This window comes from Streptomyces sp. NPDC048718 (genome assembly GCF_043198875.1).
Taxonomy (GTDB): Bacteria; Actinomycetota; Actinomycetes; order Streptomycetales; family Streptomycetaceae; genus Streptomyces.
Genome location: NZ_JBICVG010000016.1, coordinates 64,853 through 80,732, shown reverse-complemented (window position 1 = coordinate 80,732; position 15,880 = coordinate 64,853). Strand labels below are relative to the sequence as shown.

Sequence of the window (15,880 nt, the reverse complement as noted above, 5' to 3'; positions counted from 1 at the left end):
CGGCGGCCGAGTGAGTGGTTCCGTACGGCGTCCGGGGGATGCGGGAGGAGCGGCACCAGGGCTCGGGTTCGGGGGTGGGAAAGAAAGGGGAGCGTGACTCTTCCCTCGAATGTGATGCGAACCCGTCCTGGCGGAGGTCGGGCGCGGGCCGTCCTCCGCGCTCTGGTCGCGGCCCTGTTCGCCGCTCTGTGCCTGGCCGGCCTCGCCTCCCCGCCCGCGAACGCGGTGCGGGTCCCGCCGACCGACCTCGCCCTGGCCTGGGGTGACAACAGCGCCGGGCAGTTGGGGGACGGCACCACCACCGCTCGCGCCACACCGGTCGCCGTGGCCCTGCCCGACGACGTACAGCTCACCGCCATCGCCCCCGGATACCGGGACAGTTTGGCACTGACCTCCGACGGTCGCGTCTACGCCTGGGGCGCCAACGACTTCGGGCAGGCCGGGAACGGCACCACCGTCAGCAGCAGCACCCCGGTCGAGGCCGACCTTCCTCCCGGCACCGTGGTCACCGCCATCGCCGCGGGCGGGTTCCACAGCCTGGCGCTGACCTCCGACGGCCGCGTCTACGCCTGGGGACGGAACAACTGGGGGCAGCTGGGCGACGGCACCACCATCGACCGCTCCACACCGGTCGAGGTACGGCTGCCCTCCGGGACCGAGATCACCGCCATCACCGCGGGCACCACCGGCAACTTCAGCCTGGCCCTGACCTCCGACGGCCGTGTGCTGGGCTGGGGCCTCAACAACGGCGGGCAGCTCGGGAACGGCACCTCGACCGGCGTCGCCCCCAACCCCACGCCGGCCGAGGCACTCCTGCCGCCCGGCACCGACATCACCGTCCTCGCGGCGGGCGGCGTGCACACTCTGGCCCTGACGTCCGACGGCCGCGTCCTCGCCTGGGGAATCAACCAGGAAGGGGACCTCGGTGACGGCACCCGCAACCCGCACTACACCCCGATCGAGACGCACATCCCGGCAGGCACCAAGGTCACCGCCATCGCGGCCGGCTCGTACCACAGCCTGGCGGTGACCTCCGATGGTCGCGTCCTCGGCTGGGGTGCCAACTGGGCGGGGCAGCTGGGGGACGGCACCCTCGACCGGCAGCTCTCCCCGGTCTACGCGGACCTTCCCGCAGGCATCCATGCCACCGACGTCAAGGGCGACTTCGACCACAGCCTGGCGCTGACCGCCGACGGCCACGTCTATTCCTGGGGCGGGAACGACTTCGGGCAGTTGGGTGACGGCACCACCGAGCCGAGCACTACGCCGGTCCGGACGAACCTCCCTCCCGGCGTGCGCGTCACCGCCATCGGGACCAATGGCCAGTTCAGCCTGGCTCTGGCCGAACCGGCGCCGACGCCGGCCGGTTCGCTCCACCTCGCCAAGCGGGTCGTGTCCGCCGGGCCGTTCGCTGTCGGGGACACGGTGGAGTACGCGTACACGGTCACCAACACCGGTGACGCGGCGCTCGGTTCGGTGACGGTCACCGACAACCTGATCGACACCGTCACCTGCGACAGCACCGCCCTCGCCGCCGGTGAGAACACCACCTGCCACGGCGGCTACACCGTCACCGAGGCCGACCTCGCCGTCTGCGCGCACGCCGGAAACGGCGACGACGGCGGGAACGGGAGCGGAGGGAGCGGATACGGCGGGCACGGTACGACCTGCTCCGTCACCAACACCGCCGCCGCCACCGCGACCGACCCGCAGGGCGAGACGGTCACCAGCAACACCGCCACCGCCACCATCCAGGTCACCACCGACGGCCACGGCACCTACGGAGACAGGGCCAGCTACGGAGGAGGGAAGTCTTCCTAGAAAGACCGGCCGAATCCCTCTGCCTGTCGGGCCTCTCCGCGCCCCGCCCCGGGCACTTCGCCGGGACGGGGCGCGGCGATTTCCCGCACCTGTCCAGGCAACACGGCCTAAACGGGCGCGAGGCCGCCGGCCTTGAGGGCCGCCACGAACAACGCGAAGGCGGGGGCGGAGACGTCGAGGACGGGTCCGGTGGGGTTCTTCGAGTCACGCACGGGGACGACGCCGGAAGCGGCCACGAGGTTGGCGGCGACTTCGACGCAGTTGCCACCGTTATCGCTGTGGGAGGACTTGAACCAGCAGGGGGGCTCGGTCGCCATCGAGGGCCCTTTCATGTGGGGAATCGAAGAGGGTGAAGCCCTGCCTTGGGGCGGGTCAGACGAGGTCGAACCCGTCGCCCTTGACGCCCGCCACGAACAGCGCGAAGGCAGGAGTGGAGATCCCAAGAACGGGCCCGGCGAGGTCCTTCGAATCACGGACAGGGACGATGCCGCGCGAAGCGACGAAGTCGACGGAGACTTCGACGCAGTTGCCACCGGTGTTGCTGTAGGAAGACTTGAACCAGTGACGGGGTTCGGTCGTCATGCGGGGCCCTTTCGTACGGAGAGTCGAAGGGGTGCTGCCCGCACGGTACGCCGCGACGAGGGCATCGACCAGACCGCATGACGAAGCCCCGCCTTCATCCCGAACTCGGGGGTGGGGCGGGGCTTTTCGTGTGTCAGCGCGGGTCAGACGAGGTCGAACCCGTCGCCCTTGACGCCCGCCACGAAGGACGCGAACGCCGAGGCGGGGACATCGAGCACCGGACCGGCGAGGTCCTTCGAGTCACGGACGGGGACGACGCCGCGCGAGGCGACGAGGTTGGTGGCGACCTCCACACAGTTGCCACCGGTGTCGCTGTAGGAGGACTTGAACCACTGCGGAGTCTCGGTCGTCACAGGTAGCCCTTTCGCGCTTCTTGGATCATGGCAACCGACGCCGCATGGGAGAGGGCTTCGGCCTGCAAGTGATGGTAGGCCGTCAGCAGGGGCCACACTGCCATCGATTCGCGTTCCAGGTGCCCTCGGGTCTGCGACTCCGCGTACGCGATCACGGTCATGTCCGGCAGCGTCAGCAGGTTGATCGGCAGATAGAGCGCACGTCGCTCTCCTATCTCGAACGGGGCGATCTGGAGCACAGCGTTCGGCTGTTCGGCGAACTCCAGCAGCCGATCAAGCTGTGCGCCCATGGTCCCTGGCCCGCCGACCTGCCGACGGATACAGCTCTCGTCCATCACCACCATCATCGTCGGAGGATGAGGGCGTGTGAACGTGGCCTGTCGTTCCGCCAGGACGGAAACGAGATCGTCCCCCTGCTCCAGCGTGATGGCACCCCGCCGCACCTTGCTGTCCGCCAGGCACTGCGCGTACTCCGGCGTCTGAAGCAAGCCCGGGACGATCCCGGTGTCGAACAATCGGAGTTCCGCGGCCCGCCCCTCGTACTCCATGTACTCGGGGAAGCCCTCCAGAAGCGCTCCGTGCGTCATCTCGCGCCATTCGCGCTCGAACGAGTCGCCGGTCTCAAGCGCCAGGTCGACCCGCCTGGAGAAGCGCAAGGTTGGGAGCTTGCGCGCATTTTCCACTTGCGAAATATGCGTCCCCGAATATTCCGCCTGGACACCCAACTCGACCTGGGACAGCCCTCGCTCCTCGCGCATCCTGCGCAAACGCGCGCCGTAGGCGGCTTGTGGTGAGGCGTCAGGGTCGAGGTCTCGCCGATTTACCAACTTCCTTTCCTCTCTTGAGACGTTGCGAGCGATTCCGACTCTAAGTCACTCTGGCGACGCCTCGTAGTGAATCCACTACAGAAAGGAACGGGTGATGGCCGAACACACGCCCCAAACAAGCCCACAGCCTGCGACGATGCCCCCCGTCGGCTCCTACATGGTCGATACCCGCATGGCGACAACTCGCCCCGGCCGGGTGATGGATTACGAAAACGGCCTCGTCGTCCTGCGCCCTGTGTGCGGCGGAACCGAATGGACCGCCCCCACCACCGATCTCCGCCCGCCCACCGAAACCGAAGCCGAACGCATCCGCGTCCTCACCACCCCCGTCCCCCCGGTGGCGAAACCGTGACCAGCCGAATAGAACCCACCACCGACCACGGACTCCAACGCCACCCCCAGCCCTCCCCCGGCTGCACGGTCTGCGCCCTCCTCGCCGCATGGTTCACCCACTACACGGCCAACGGACCCCACCACGACGAATCCGCCGCCGTCGACTGCGCCGTCGAAATCCGCAACCACCCCCACGACCCACCCAAAATGACCCTCAAACGCTCCTTACCCCCGACCCCCCACACAACCCGCTGATGTGGCGCACCACCACAGCCGTCCTCGCCACCGCAGCCTGGATCATCCTCATCACCACACTCCTCACCCACCCATAAGACCCCCGCCCCGCCCGGCCTCCACCCGGGGCGGGGCGGGCCACACCCACCCCCGATCAGGAACGCGGCGGTGCGCCGGGCGGGGGCGGTGGGGGCAGGGGCGGGTAGTCCGGCGGGGTCGGAATCCGTGGCCGGGGCGGGGCCACGACGGACGGGGGCGGAGGCGGTCCCGGCAGGTAGGGGGACGGCGGCCGGCGCGGAGGCGGAGGAGGTGCCACGGCCGGGGGCGGAGGAGGCGGCGGGGGCGGGGCGTCCGACGCCGGGGCGGGGCCGCCCCCGCGCAGGTGGGCGATGGCGAGTTCGTTGCGGCGGCGGGCGAGGGGGCCGTCGTCGCGTTCGTAGGAGAGGAGAAGGCCCCCGATGTAGAGGGGCCGGGCGGAGAGGAACCGGTAGCCGAAGGCGTGGGCGATCCCGTCGACCCGGCTCCGGTCCGCGGCCCTGATGGGGTTGAGCCGCAACTCCACCTGGGGGCGGCCGTCGAACCGTGTGCGTACCTCGTTCTCGTCCACCCGATCCCCTCCCTGGGACAACCCTCGTCGGCGCTGACCCGCACGACCGCCACACGGCCACCGCACGTCCACCGCGCCCTCACCGTACGGCTGTTGCCCGGTCCGGCGCAGCGCGCCGCCCGTATCGCGCCGCATCCCCCGCATCCCCCGCATCCCCCGCATCCACGCCGGGATATCCGGATGCGCACTCCCCCGTCGCCGACTACCGTCGGCGGTATGTCCACGCCCCGAATTTCCTAGCCCAGGACCCGCTTCCACGTCACCCGTGTGTCCTCGGCCAGTTTCGGAGCGTCATCCCATGATCACCGCTCGCGGTGTCGACGTGCGCGTCGGCGCCCGTCTTCTCCTCTCTTCCGTTTCCTTCCACATCGCTCCCGGCGACCGGATCGGCCTGGTCGGCCGTAACGGAGCAGGGAAGACCACCCTTCTGCACACCCTCGCCGGGCTGCGCGCCCCCGCCGCCGGCGAGGTCGTACGTACCGGCCCGGTGGCCTGTCTCGCGCAGGACTCGCGGGCCGCCGATCCGGACGTGACGGTCCTGGACCGGATCCTGTCCGCGCGGGGCATGGACGTCGCCACCCTGCGGCTGCGCGAGGCCGCCGACCGGCTCGCCGAGCGGGCGGACGATGCCGCGATGGCGGCGTACGCGCGGGCCGAGGCCGCCTTCGAGGCGTGTGGCGGTTACGCGGCCGAGGCCGAGGCGGCCCGGGTCGCGGCCGGGCTGGGGCTGGCCTCCGAGGCGTTGGGACGGCCGGTCGGCACGCTGTCCGGCGGGCAGAAGCGGCGGGTCGAGCTGGCCCGGATCCTGTTCGCCGGCGATGGCCACGACGGCACCCTGCTGCTCGACGAGCCGACGAACCATCTCGACGCCGACTCGGTCGGCTGGCTGCGCGGCCATCTCGCCGCGCACCGGGGCGGTCTCGTCCTCATCAGCCATGATCCGGATCTGATCGCGGCCACCGTCAACCGCGTCTTCCATCTCGATCCGCAGCGCGCGGCGCTCGACGTCCACAACACCGGCTGGGCCGCGTACCTCGCCCAGCGGGACGCCGACGAGCGCCGCCGGACCCGTGAGCGCGCCAACGCCGAGCGCAAGGCCGCCGCGCTGCACGACCGGGCGGAGCGGATGAAGGCCCGGTCGTCGACGTCGGTCACCGCCCGGAGCATGGCCCGTCGCGCCGACCGGCTGCTGGACGGCCTGGAGGAGGTCCGCCACGCCGAGCGGGTGGCCAGGATCCGGCTGCCCGAGCCCGCGCCGTGCGGCCGGGTCCCGCTGGGCGCGGTGTCGCTCACCAAGGGGTACGGGCCTGGGCGGCCGGTCCTGGACGGGGTGGACCTCGCGGTGGACCGGGGCAGCCGGCTCGTGGTGCTCGGGCTCAACGGCGCGGGCAAGACGACGCTGCTGCGGCTGCTCGCGGGCCACGAGACCCCGGATGCGGGGCGGGTGGTACGCGGCCACGGGCTACGGCTCGGGTACTTCGCGCAGGAGCACGAGACGCTCGACCCGGCGCGTACGGTATGGGAGAACCTGGCCTCGGCGGCGCCGCGGCTGACGGACGGCGAGGTGCGGCGGGTGCTGGGCGCGTTCCTGTTCCGGGGCGACGACGCCGACAAGCCGGCGGGGGTGCTGTCGGGCGGCGAGAAGACCCGGCTCGCGCTCGCGGGTCTGGTCCACTCGGGCGCGAACGTCCTGCTGCTCGACGAGCCGACGAACAACCTGGACCCGGCCTCCCGCGACGAGGTCCTCGCGGCCGTCGGCACGTACCCGGGCGCGATCGTCATGGTGACCCACGACGAGGGCGCGATCGACGCGCTGCGGCCGGAGCGGGTGCTGTTGCTGCCGGACGCGGAGGAGGACCTGTGGAACCCGGGGTACCGGGACCTGGTCGCCCTCGCCTGAGTGCCTGCCCGGGTGGCCGCCCGACCAAGGACGCGAGCGGTGAGCGACCCTGACGGCGTCGTCGCCAGGCATGGCGAAGACACCGGAATGAGCATGTGGTGTGCGCCGGTGAGTCACCGGCGCCAAGGCGGTGGTGCGCGCACGTGCACGGAGTGCGCGGGGGGCGTGGCGGGCCACCCCGTTCCCTCTCGCGCCGCCCGTGCCTCCACGCCTCCGCTCCCACCCTTCAGGTGGTTTGCCCCCTATGCCCCTTCCGGCGAGCGGCTCCACGCGCTGTCATGGTCACCTCCCCTCACACCCGAGGGGAAGGGACTCCCGGTCCCCTTCACCCCCACGAAAGGACCGTCCCATGCACGCCGTCAAGCGCACCGTCGCCGCCCTCTCCCTCGCCCTGCCCCTCCTGATCGGCTGCTCCGGTCTGGCCGCCGCCGACACCGTCGTCTCGTCGGGCTCGACCACGACCGCCGGCCCCGGCGGCGTGTCGACCACCTCCGGAACGAGGCTCTACTCGTCGACCGGTGCCGGCTTCACCGTCATGGAGACGACGAATACCACCGTCATCGGCATCGCGGGCGTCCAAACGAGCAACAGCACCAACCTCGCCATCTTCCAGTGAACTTGGCGGGCGGCCCGCCCTCACGCCGCCGGAAACCTCGACGGTCGTGAAGCGGGACCTTCCGGCTTCCGGATGTCGTCGTGGCTCCGTCATGAGGGCCGCCCGGCGAGACGTACCGCCATGAAGTGGCTCACCGCCACCTCGGTCATCTCTTCCGAGGTGGCGGTGAGCCGTTCGCGGCCCCGAGCCGGGGCGGGCCGCGTCGGCCGTCCGTCTCAGGACCGCTTGACGGCCTTCAGGACCACGAACTTCGGGTCGCTCGCGACCAGTTCGCTGTTGCCGAAGATCCGGCGCAGCGTGGCGTGGTAGCCGAGGTGCCGATTGCCGACCACCCACAGTTCCCCGCCGGGTCGCAGGGCCCGGCGGGCCTCGGCGAACATACGGCGGGCGGTCCGGTCGGTGGTGGCCTGGTGACTGTGGAACGGCGGGTTGTTGAGCACCAGGTCGACCGAGCCGGGGGCCACGTCGGCGAGCCCGTCGCCGACCGTGAACTCGGCGGTGCGGCCGGGTCCCGCGTGGGTGCGGAAGTTTTCCTCGGCGGAGGCGACGGCCTGGTACGACTCGTCGGTGAAGAGGAGTTCCGCCTCGGGCTCGGCGAGCGCGACGGCGAGACCGACGACGCCGTTGCCGCAGCCGAGGTCGACGACCCGGGCGCGGCCGAGGCCGCGCGGCAGGTGCGCCAGGAAGAAGCGGGTGCCGATGTCGAGCCGGTCGGCGCAGAACACCCCGGCCTGATTAACAACAGCGCGCCCCGCGAGGCCGGCGGGTGCGTCGGCGGGCAGCTCGTACCGGTACGGCCAGGGGTTGACGCCCGGCGCGGTGGCGGCGAGCGGCGTGGTGTGGATGAGCCGGGCCTTCTTCACGGCGAGGGAGGTCCGGGTCGGGCCGAGGATCGTCTCGAAGAGGGTGAGGGTGGAGGTGTGGATCTCCTTCACCATGCCGGTGCCGACGACGACCGTGCCCTCGTGGACGGCGGGCGCGAGCCGGTGCAGCTGGTCTTCGAGGAGTGCGAGGCTCTTCGGTACGCGGACCAGCAGGACGTCGATCCGCTCGGGCGGCGGGTCCTGCGTGGTGAGCATGCGCACCGCGTCGGGGGCGGCCCCGGAACGGGCCAGGTTCTCGGCGGTGGCGGTCCGGCCCAGGTACGAGTCGGAGATCTGCACCAGCTCGCCGGGGCCGGGGTCCTTGGCCGCGAGCGCGGTCACGAGCGCGCCCCAGCGGTCGCCGACGACGGCGACCGTGCCGGACAGATCGGTGCCGGTCTCGGCGAGGTGGTTCAGCAGGTACTCGTCCGCCGCGTCCCAGGCGCGCAGCGGATCACGCGGGTCGGCCGGGCAGCGGGTGAGCGGGAAGGTGCCCCATGACGTGGTCAGACGGTTCATCGTGCTCCCAGGCTAGCCGGTGCCCGGGGTACGGCCGACCGGAGCGGGCACCGTACGGCCCTCGTGAGAGGACCGGGACGGTGCGCCGTCGGACCGGGGCCGGGACCGTGGTCTGCTCTCTGCCGTCGTCGGCGGCGACGGCGACGGCGACGGCGACGGCGACGGCGAAGAGGCTCTTCGCCTCGGAAATCCTGCCAGAGCCCACGGGCGCGTTCCGCGGCGGAAGGCAGGGGCTTCCTCGTCCTCATCCCTCGGATGCCTGTTGCGTGGCTCGGCGGCGGTGCCTGCGAACATCAGCCCGGCCGCCCTCCCGGTCGGACCCCCGCCCCCGGCCTCCCGCCCCACCCTCAGCCCGCGACCGCCGCCAGTTCCAGGTGCCAGCGTCCCGGGCGTCCGGTGAGGGTGATCGTCGACAGGGGGCGGACGTCGACGTTCCAGTACGCCGGGGGCGGGGCCTTCAGGGCGAAGACGAGGGCGGCGCGGACCACGGCCGGTTCGGCGACGGCGACGATCGCGCCGTCGTCGGTGGGCCGGCTGTCGAGCCAGCCGCCGACGCGGATGATGAAGGCGAGCAGCGGCTCACCGCCGTGCGGGGCGCTTCGCGCGTCGGCGAGCCAGGCCTCGACGGCGGCCGGTTCCACCGCCGCGACCTCCGCGAGGGTGTGGCCGCGCCAGCGGCCCATGTCGCAGTCCCGCAAGGCCGGTTGGGCGAGCGGGGCGTAGCCGAGGGCCACGCCGGTGGCGCGGCTGCGAGGGGTCGGCGAGCAGTAGCGCAGCTCGGCCGCGCCGAGCGGGATCAGCCGGGGCGCGGCGAGCTGTACCTCGTACCAGCCGGCCTCGTCGAGCGGCCGGTCGTCGTCGAATCGCTCGGCGAGCAGCGAGGAACTACGCGCCGCCGCGACGAGCGTGACCCGAAGCGCCATGGCCGCGATCGTGAGGCCGCCGGCCCGCCCGGTCAAGAGGTCTCGCATCAGGGGCCGGACGGGCCTCGGGTCACTGCCGCCCGAGAGCCATCCACTTGCCCGGATTGCTCAGGGGCGCGAACCCGACCTTCTCGTAGACGCCGTGGGCGTCGGCGGTCGCGAGCAGGATGCGGCTCAGCCCGTACGGCTCCAGGTGGTCGCGGACGGCGGTGACGAGGGCCGTGCCGAGGCCGGTGCCCCGGGCCGCGCGGTCGACGTAGACGTCGCAGAGCCAGGCGAAGGTGGTGTAGTCGGTGACCACGCGCGCGTACGCGGCCATCTCGCCGCTGCCGATGTCGTACGCACCGAAGTTGAGGGAACCGGCGATGGCCCGGTCCTGCGTCTGCCGGGACCGGCCGGGGGCCCAGTAGGCGTCGGTGGAGATCCACTGGTGGACACGGGCCGCGTCGATCCGCGCGGGGTCGGCGGAGATCTCGTACGTCCCGTGCAGGACCGGGGCGGAGACGAAGGCGGGACCGGTGCCGGTGCCGCTCGGGCCTCCTTGGCTGGTCTGATCGTTCGGGGCATTCTGGTCGCTCATGGGCGCAGGCTGCCAGGCCACCGGGCTCCTGTCAGGTGTTTTCCTCGCGCGTCACGGCAGGAGACCGTCGATCGCCGTCCGTAGTCTGCGGACACCTTCCGCGATCTCGGCGGGGCCCGCGACCCCCGCGAAGCTCAGCCGGACGTGCCCGGCGGGCGCCTCGGCGCAGAAGTAGGGGCGGCCGGGGGCGAGGGCGACCCCGGCGCGCAGGGCGGCGTGGAACAGGGCCGTCTCGGGGAGCGTGTCGTGCAGGCGAAGCCACAGGTGGTAGCCACCGGACGGGACGTGGGGCAGGGCGAGTTCGGGAAGATGCCGCAGGACGGCGGCGGTCATGATGTCGCGGCGGTTCTTCAACTCGTGGGCGACGGTGCGCAGATGACGGTTCCAGGACGGCGATCCGACGAGTTCCAGAGCGGCTTCCTGGAGCGGACGGGGCACGAAGAAACTGTCGACGACCTGGATGGCGCGGAGGCGTTCGAGGACGGGGCCCCGGGCGGCGAGCGCGCCGACGCGCAGACTCGGCGAGGTGGGCTTGGTGAGGGAGCAGACGTGGACGACGACGCCGTCGGGGTCGTCGGCGGCGAGGGTCGGCGGCAGCGGGCCGGCGTCCTCGTGGACGAGCCGGCGGGCGAAGTCGTCCTCCACGACGAAGGCTCCGGCGGCCCGCGCGACCCGGACGACGGCGGCGCGCCGCCCCTCGGACAAGACGGTCCCGGTGGGGTTCTGGAAGAGGGGCTGGCAGACCAGGACGCGGGCGCCGGTGGCCCGGAAGGCGGCTTCGAGGAGGTCGGGGCGGATGCCCTCGGCGTCGGTGGGGACGGGGACGGGGCGCAGTCCGGCGGCGCGGGCGACGGCCAGCATGCCCGGGTAGGTGGGCGATTCGACGAGGACGGGGGTGCCGGGCGGGGTCAGCGCGCGCAGGGCGGTGGTGAGCGCGGGCTGACCGCCGGCGGTGACGAGGATCTCGGCGGGGGTGACGCCGCCGCCGATCTCGCGGGCGAACCAGGCGCGCAGCTCGGGCAGTCCGTCGACGGGCGGGCGGCCCCAGGCGCCGGGGCGGCGGCCCGCCCGGGTGAGCGCGGCGGCGAGGGCGCGTTCGGGCTGGAGGGAGGGGTGCAGGTAGCCGCCGTTGAACTCGACGGTGCCGGTGGGGGGTTCGGCGAGGGTGACGAGGACACCGGAGGCGTCGACGGCGCGCGGGACGAGTTCGGTGGCCGCGTCGGCGCTGAGGGCGAGTTCCTGCCAGGAGGTGTCGCCGGTGGCGGGGGCGGCGGTCCGGGGGTCCGTCCGGTAGGCGCCCGCGCCCGGGCGGGTCACGACCAGGCCCTCGGCGGCGAGCAGGGCGAGGGCGCGGGTGACGGTCACCGGGGAGACCCGGTGGCGTTCGACGAGAGTCCGGCTGGACGGCAGTTTCTCTCCTGGTGAGTAGCAGTCCAGCTCCGCTTTCAGGATTCCGGCCAACTCGGCGACGCTGCTACGCTCTTGCATGAGAGCAGAGAATAGCGCTACCCCTGAAGACGCGATAGCGGTCGGTGTCTCCACCACGGCCGCCGGCCCCGGCACGGCCCTTCCCAACGCTCCCCGCACCGCCCTTCACTCCGCCCCTCGCACCGACGGCCACACCGCTCCTCGCACCGGCGGCCACGGCACCGGCGACCGGGCCGGTGCCGGCTTCTCCGGCGGCACCCTGCTCGCCGTGCTCGGCGTCATCGCGTTCTCCCTCACCTTCCCCGCCACCGTGTGGGGCCTGGAGAGTTTCGGCCCCTGGTCGCTGGTGGCCCTCCGCTCCGTACTCGCCGCCCTGATCGCGGGCGGCTTCCTCCTCGCGGGCCGCGTCCCGCTGCCCGCCCGGCGCCACTGGCCCGGACTCGCGGTGGTCGCCGGCGGGGTCGTCGTCGGCTACCCGCTGCTGACCACACTGGCGCTGCGGACCTCCACCACCGCGCACGCCGCCGTCGTCGTCGGTCTGCTGCCGCTGACCACGGCGGTGTTCGCCGCGCTGCGCACCGGCCGGCGGCCGTCCCGTACGTTCTGGGCCGCGGCCCTCGCCGGCGCCCTCGTCGTCATCGCCTTCACCGTCCAGCAGAGCGGCGGCGCGCTGACGGCCGGCGACCTCTACCTCTTCGGCGCGCTCCTTGTCTGCGCCGCCGGATACACCGAGGGCGGCCGGCTGGCCGCCGTCATGCCCGGCTGGCAGGTGATCGGCTGGGCGCTGGCCGGCGCTCTGCCGCTGACGGCGGTGGGCGCGGCGGTCGCCCTCGCGTACGAGCCGGTGCACCTCACCGCGCACGGGATCACCGGTCTGGTGTGGGCGGCGGCCGGTTCCACCTTCCTCGGCCTGTACGTCTGGTACCGGGGCATGGCAGCGATCGGCATCCCGCGCGCCAGCCAGCTCCAGCTCGCGCAGCCGCTGCTCACCCTGGTCTGGTCGGTGACCCTGCTCGGCGAGCACCCGGCCGCCGCGGCGCCGCTCGCGGCCGTCGGGGTCCTCGTCTGCATCGCCGTGACCCAGCGGGCGAGGAGCTGAGACGCGGGTCACAATGGCAGACGTAGACTCCGAGTAGGGCGTCCTGGGCGTCTCCTCACCGGTTCCGGGTCCGGGTCGCGAATTCGGCTTCCGGCTTCCGGCTCGGGGAGCGCGCGGGCCCCGCGATGACCGGTCCAGCCGCGAGGAGGTCACGCGATGCAGGCGAGCGTGGGCGACAGACTGCTGATGCACGGCCGTACGGTCGGACAGCACGACCGTACGGCCGAGGTTCTGGAAGTACGGGGGGAGAACGGCGCTCCCCCGTACCGCGTCAAGTTCGACGACGACGGTCACGAGGCCCTGATGTCGCCGGGCCCCGACACCGTCGTACGCCATCACGCCGAGGCCACGGGCCCGTGAGCCCCACCGGGGGCCCGCGAGCCCCCGGCCCCGGGTCTCGGCCCCCGGCCCTGGCCCCGGCGGGGATCAGGGCGCCGTGAAGCCGGGCGCGAGGACGTCGCCGGTCACCTCTTGAGGGCGGCCGTGAGCGCGCCCAGCGGATCCTTGGAGACCTCGCGCGCCGCGAAGTAGCAGTGCCCGCCGACGGAGCCGTACTTACGGCCGAGATCGACGTGCCGGGACAGCTCGGCCGCGTCCTGCCAGGCGTCCGCCTGCGCCGGATCGCCGACCTTGTACAGCGCCTCGCCGAGGTAGAGCCGTACCCCGGTGCCCTTGACCGTCTTGTCCCACCAGGGGACGAGCTTCGCGTAGTCGGCGGCCGAGTTGCCGATCTGCCAGTACAGCTGCGGGATCACATAGTCGATCCAGCCCTCCTTGACCCAGCGGCGGGTGTCCGCGTGCAGATCGTCGTAGGTCTGGAGCGAGCGAGTGTCGGAGCCGGCCGGGTCGGTGCCGGCGTTGCGCCAGACCCCGAAGGGGCTGATCCCGAAGGCCACCTTCGGCTTGAGCTTCCTGATCCGGGCGGAGGTCTCGGAGACCAGCAGGTCGATGTTGTTCCGGCGCCAGGCCGCCCGGTCGGCGAACCCTCCGCCGTAACGCGCGTACGCGTCGTCGTCGTCCAGGACCTGCCCGGAGGCCGGATACGGGTAGAAGTAGTCGTCCCAGTGCAGGGCGTCGACGTCGTAGCGGCGTACGGCGTCGAGCATCGCGTCCTGGACGTGCTCGCGGACCTCGGGCAGGCCCGGGTTGTAGAGCAGCTGCCCGTTGTAGGCGAGCGCCCAGTCGGGGTTCTCGCGCACCGGGTGGCTCGCGGCGAGCCGGCCGGGGTCGGTGTGGAAGGCGACCCGGTACGGGTTGCACCAGGCGTGCAGCTCAAGCCCGCGCTTGTGCGCCTCGGTGACGGCGGTGCCCAGCGGGTCCCAGCCGGGGTCCTTGCCCTGGACGCCGGTGAGGTACTGCGACCAGGGCTCGTACGGGGAGGGCCACAGCGCGTCGGCCGTGGGCCGGATCTGGAAGACGACGGCGTTCAGTCCGCGCCGGACCGCGAGGTCGAGCCAGCCGATCAGCTCCTTGCGCTGCTCGGCCGCCGTCAGGCCGGTGCGGGAGGGGAAGTCGCGGTTGGTGACCGTCGCGAGCCACATCCCCTTGAAGGCGCCTGCCCGGCCCTCCCCGCCCGCGCCGGTCCCTCCGCCGGGGTCCTCCGCCGCCTGGACGGGCCCGGCCGCGGAGCCCGTCGCCGCCATTCCGAGAGTCGCGAGCGCCACACCCGCCACGAACCCTCTTCTACCGATCGGTGCCATTTTGTCACCCCTCGCTATCGGATACGTCACAGCCCATCGGACAGCATGCCCCGTCTGTGACGATCGATCATTTGCTCCGTCGGGAGTAACGTCGTGGGGTCGAGGCGGACGCACCGGAATCACACGGGCCCGCCGCCAGCAGAGAGCGAAAGGCACGAGGTGACGGACTCCATGGCCGACATTGAGCGCGTCGGAGTGGTCGGCTGCGGCCAGATGGGCGCGGGCATCGCGGAGGTGTGCGCCCGCAGCGGCCTCGAAGTGAAGGTCGCCGAGACCACCGGCGAGGCGCTGGAGATCGGCCGCACGCGGCTCTTCAACTCGCTCGCGAAGGCCGCCGAACGCGGCAAGATCAGCGAGGAGGAGCGCGACGAGACGCTCGCGCGGCTCAGCTTCACCACCGACCTGGGCGAGTTCGCCGACCGCGACCTCGTCATCGAGGCGGTCGTGGAGAACGAGCAGGTCAAGACCGAGATCTTCCAGGTGCTCGACCAGGTGGTGACCCGGCCGGACGCCATCTTGGCCTCCAACACCTCCTCGATCCCCCTGGTGAAGCTGGCCGTGGCGACCTCCCGCCCCGACCAGGTCGTCGGCATCCACTTCTTCAACCCGGCGCCGGTGCAGAAGCTCGTCGAACTGATCCCCGCGCTCACCACCTCCGAGGGCACGATCAGCCGGGCCCAGCTGTTCGCCGAGAAGACCCTCGGCAAGCACGCGATCCGCGCCCAGGACCGGTCGGGCTTCGTGGTGAACGCGCTGCTCGTGCCGTACCTCCTCTCCGCGATCCGGATGTTCGAGTCCGGCATCGCGAGCCGCGAGGACATCGACAACGGCATGGAGTTCGGCTGCGCCCACCCGATGGGCCCGCTGAAGCTGTCGGACCTCATCGGTCTGGACACGATCGCCTCGATCGCCGACTCGATGTACACCGAGTACAAGGAGCCGCTGTACGCCGCTCCCCCGCTGCTCCAGCGCATGGTCGACGCGGGCCGGCTCGGCCGCAAGACCGGATCGGGTTTCTACCCGTACGCGTGACGCCGGTCCTCCGAACGAGGGACACGGCGACACGAGGGACACGGCGGCCGGACGGCCCGTACACCGCACAGGTACGGGCCGTCCGGCCGTTTCGCGTTCCGGTACGCCCCCGGGTGTCCTTGGGGACGTCCGGGGACCGTCGCCGGACGTCCCTCGGGCGCCCGGACGCCCCGGACGTCCCCGGACGTCCTCGGGTGTCCGTGGACGTCTTCGATACGTCCCTGGACGTCCTGGGGATGTCCCCGGGCGTCCCCGGACGGCGGCAGCGGCTCCGCGAGCCCCCGGAAGAACTCCCGTGCCAGGGCTCCCGTACCGCCACGCGAGCACGGAAAAGGGCCGCGGGGCCGGGGGGGCCCCCCGCCCCCCGCCCCCGGGGGGGCCCGCGGGGGGGGGGCGCCGCCCCCCGCCCCGCCGGGGGGGGGGGGGCCCCCGGGGGCCCCCGCGGCCCCCCCCGCCCGCGGCG

The 15,880-nt window shown here is 72.5% G+C and carries 17 protein-coding genes; 7 read left to right on the top strand and 10 right to left on the bottom strand.

The genetic code is table 11. The features are described from left to right. The first annotated feature begins 114 nt into the window (after nt 1-114). Nucleotides 115-1,821 (top strand): RCC1 domain-containing protein, encoded by a 1,707-nt coding sequence (locus ACGFRB_RS26880; protein ID WP_393246675.1) that lies wholly within the window; start codon nt 115-117, stop codon nt 1,819-1,821. A gap of 107 nt (nt 1,822-1,928) precedes the next feature. Here the strand turns inward: ACGFRB_RS26880 and ACGFRB_RS26875 are convergent, their stop codons facing one another. The 4 genes from ACGFRB_RS26875 to ACGFRB_RS26860 all read right to left on the bottom strand — a co-directional run bounded on the left by ACGFRB_RS26875 (nt 1,929) and on the right by ACGFRB_RS26860 (nt 3,583). Next, nucleotides 1,929-2,138, bottom strand: a complete 210-nt coding sequence (locus ACGFRB_RS26875) for a DUF397 domain-containing protein (protein ID WP_393246673.1) — start codon at nt 2,136-2,138, stop codon at nt 1,929-1,931. A gap of 55 nt (nt 2,139-2,193) precedes the next feature. Beyond that, nucleotides 2,194-2,403, bottom strand: coding sequence for a DUF397 domain-containing protein (locus ACGFRB_RS26870; protein WP_393246671.1), 210 nt, complete (start codon nt 2,401-2,403; stop codon nt 2,194-2,196). Between the two features lie 143 nt (nt 2,404-2,546). After that, nucleotides 2,547-2,756, bottom strand: a complete 210-nt coding sequence (locus ACGFRB_RS26865) for a DUF397 domain-containing protein (RefSeq protein WP_393246669.1) — start codon at nt 2,754-2,756, stop codon at nt 2,547-2,549. After that, the gene (locus tag ACGFRB_RS26860) at nt 2,753-3,583 is read right to left on the bottom strand and encodes a Scr1 family TA system antitoxin-like transcriptional regulator (protein ID WP_393246667.1); all 831 of its coding nucleotides are present in this window, start codon (nt 3,581-3,583) and stop codon (nt 2,753-2,755) included. Before ACGFRB_RS26860 ends, ACGFRB_RS26865 begins: the two co-directional genes overlap by 4 nt. Before the next feature lie 94 nt (nt 3,584-3,677). Between ACGFRB_RS26860 and ACGFRB_RS26855 the strand changes: the two genes are divergently transcribed. Next, nucleotides 3,678-3,935, top strand: coding sequence for a hypothetical protein (locus ACGFRB_RS26855; protein ID WP_393246665.1), 258 nt, complete (start codon nt 3,678-3,680; stop codon nt 3,933-3,935). 369 nt (nt 3,936-4,304) lie between these two features. Here ACGFRB_RS26855 and ACGFRB_RS26850 read toward each other — a convergent pair whose 3' ends face one another. Further along, nucleotides 4,305-4,757: a hypothetical protein gene (locus ACGFRB_RS26850; RefSeq protein WP_393246663.1), complete on the bottom strand. Its 453-nt coding sequence runs from the start codon at nt 4,755-4,757 to the stop codon at nt 4,305-4,307. Between the two features lie 298 nt (nt 4,758-5,055). On the opposite strand from ACGFRB_RS26850, the gene ACGFRB_RS26845 reads away from it, so the two are divergent. Together ACGFRB_RS26845 and ACGFRB_RS26840 are read left to right on the top strand one after the other, a co-directional pair. Continuing rightward, nucleotides 5,056-6,657 carry an ABC-F family ATP-binding cassette domain-containing protein gene (locus tag ACGFRB_RS26845; protein WP_393246661.1) on the top strand — a complete coding sequence of 534 codons (1,602 nt, stop codon included), beginning with the start codon at nt 5,056-5,058 and terminating at the stop codon, nt 6,655-6,657. Nucleotides 6,658-7,006: 349 nt separating this feature from the next. Further along, complete coding sequence (locus ACGFRB_RS26840) at nt 7,007-7,273, top strand: hypothetical protein (RefSeq protein ID WP_393246659.1); 267 nt, start codon at nt 7,007-7,009, stop codon at nt 7,271-7,273. Between the two features lie 215 nt (nt 7,274-7,488). Here the strand turns inward: ACGFRB_RS26840 and ACGFRB_RS26835 are convergent, their stop codons facing one another. From ACGFRB_RS26835 to ACGFRB_RS26820, 4 genes are all read right to left on the bottom strand, one after another. Beyond that, entirely contained in the window at nt 7,489-8,646 is a 1,158-nt protein-coding gene (locus ACGFRB_RS26835; RefSeq protein ID WP_393246835.1) for a methyltransferase, read from the bottom strand. Between the two features lie 356 nt (nt 8,647-9,002). Beyond that, nucleotides 9,003-9,578 carry a histidine phosphatase family protein gene (locus tag ACGFRB_RS26830; RefSeq protein WP_393246657.1) on the bottom strand — a complete coding sequence of 192 codons (576 nt, stop codon included), beginning with the start codon at nt 9,576-9,578 and terminating at the stop codon, nt 9,003-9,005. Between the two features lie 70 nt (nt 9,579-9,648). Next, entirely contained in the window at nt 9,649-10,158 is a 510-nt protein-coding gene (locus tag ACGFRB_RS26825) for a GNAT family N-acetyltransferase (protein WP_393246655.1), read from the bottom strand. Nucleotides 10,159-10,209: 51 nt separating this feature from the next. Further along, on the bottom strand, nt 10,210-11,646 hold the full coding sequence (locus ACGFRB_RS26820; RefSeq protein ID WP_393246653.1) for a PLP-dependent aminotransferase family protein: 1,437 nt from the start codon (nt 11,644-11,646) through the stop codon (nt 10,210-10,212). Here ACGFRB_RS26820 and ACGFRB_RS26815 point away from each other — a divergent pair. After that, nucleotides 11,645-12,685: a DMT family transporter gene (locus ACGFRB_RS26815; RefSeq protein ID WP_393246651.1), complete on the top strand. Its 1,041-nt coding sequence runs from the start codon at nt 11,645-11,647 to the stop codon at nt 12,683-12,685. The genes ACGFRB_RS26820 and ACGFRB_RS26815 overlap by 2 nt on opposite strands. 156 nt (nt 12,686-12,841) lie before the next feature. Further along, a complete protein-coding gene (locus ACGFRB_RS26810; protein ID WP_363012640.1) occupies nt 12,842-13,045 on the top strand; it encodes a DUF1918 domain-containing protein in 204 nt (67 codons plus the stop codon). A 104-nt stretch (nt 13,046-13,149) separates the two neighbouring features. On the opposite strand, the gene ACGFRB_RS26805 is transcribed toward ACGFRB_RS26810, so the two are convergent. Continuing rightward, nucleotides 13,150-14,385, bottom strand: coding sequence for a family 10 glycosylhydrolase (locus tag ACGFRB_RS26805; protein ID WP_363012639.1), 1,236 nt, complete (start codon nt 14,383-14,385; stop codon nt 13,150-13,152). A 171-nt stretch (nt 14,386-14,556) separates the two neighbouring features. Between ACGFRB_RS26805 and ACGFRB_RS26800 the strand changes: the two genes are divergently transcribed. Then, nucleotides 14,557-15,417, top strand: coding sequence for a 3-hydroxybutyryl-CoA dehydrogenase (locus ACGFRB_RS26800; RefSeq protein WP_363012638.1), 861 nt, complete (start codon nt 14,557-14,559; stop codon nt 15,415-15,417). Nucleotides 15,418-15,880 lie beyond the last annotated feature (463 nt).

Coding starts and splice junctions, on each gene's coding strand:
- ACGFRB_RS26825 (WP_393246655.1), bottom strand. CDS start 10,158: ATGAGCGACCAGAATGCCCCGAACGATCAGACCAGCCAAGGAGGCCCG.
- ACGFRB_RS26815 (WP_393246651.1), top strand. CDS start 11,645: ATGAGAGCAGAGAATAGCGCTACCCCTGAAGACGCGATAGCGGTCGGT.
- ACGFRB_RS26880 (WP_393246675.1), top strand. CDS start 115: ATGCGAACCCGTCCTGGCGGAGGTCGGGCGCGGGCCGTCCTCCGCGCT.
- ACGFRB_RS26840 (WP_393246659.1), top strand. CDS start 7,007: ATGCACGCCGTCAAGCGCACCGTCGCCGCCCTCTCCCTCGCCCTGCCC.
- ACGFRB_RS26855 (WP_393246665.1), top strand. CDS start 3,678: ATGGCCGAACACACGCCCCAAACAAGCCCACAGCCTGCGACGATGCCC.
- ACGFRB_RS26800 (WP_363012638.1), top strand. CDS start 14,557: ATGGCCGACATTGAGCGCGTCGGAGTGGTCGGCTGCGGCCAGATGGGC.
- ACGFRB_RS26875 (WP_393246673.1), bottom strand. CDS start 2,138: ATGGCGACCGAGCCCCCCTGCTGGTTCAAGTCCTCCCACAGCGATAAC.
- ACGFRB_RS26810 (WP_363012640.1), top strand. CDS start 12,842: ATGCAGGCGAGCGTGGGCGACAGACTGCTGATGCACGGCCGTACGGTC.
- ACGFRB_RS26805 (WP_363012639.1), bottom strand. CDS start 14,385: ATGGCACCGATCGGTAGAAGAGGGTTCGTGGCGGGTGTGGCGCTCGCG.
- ACGFRB_RS26820 (WP_393246653.1), bottom strand. CDS start 11,646: ATGCAAGAGCGTAGCAGCGTCGCCGAGTTGGCCGGAATCCTGAAAGCG.
- ACGFRB_RS26830 (WP_393246657.1), bottom strand. CDS start 9,578: ATGGCGCTTCGGGTCACGCTCGTCGCGGCGGCGCGTAGTTCCTCGCTG.
- ACGFRB_RS26870 (WP_393246671.1), bottom strand. CDS start 2,403: ATGACGACCGAACCCCGTCACTGGTTCAAGTCTTCCTACAGCAACACC.
- ACGFRB_RS26845 (WP_393246661.1), top strand. CDS start 5,056: ATGATCACCGCTCGCGGTGTCGACGTGCGCGTCGGCGCCCGTCTTCTC.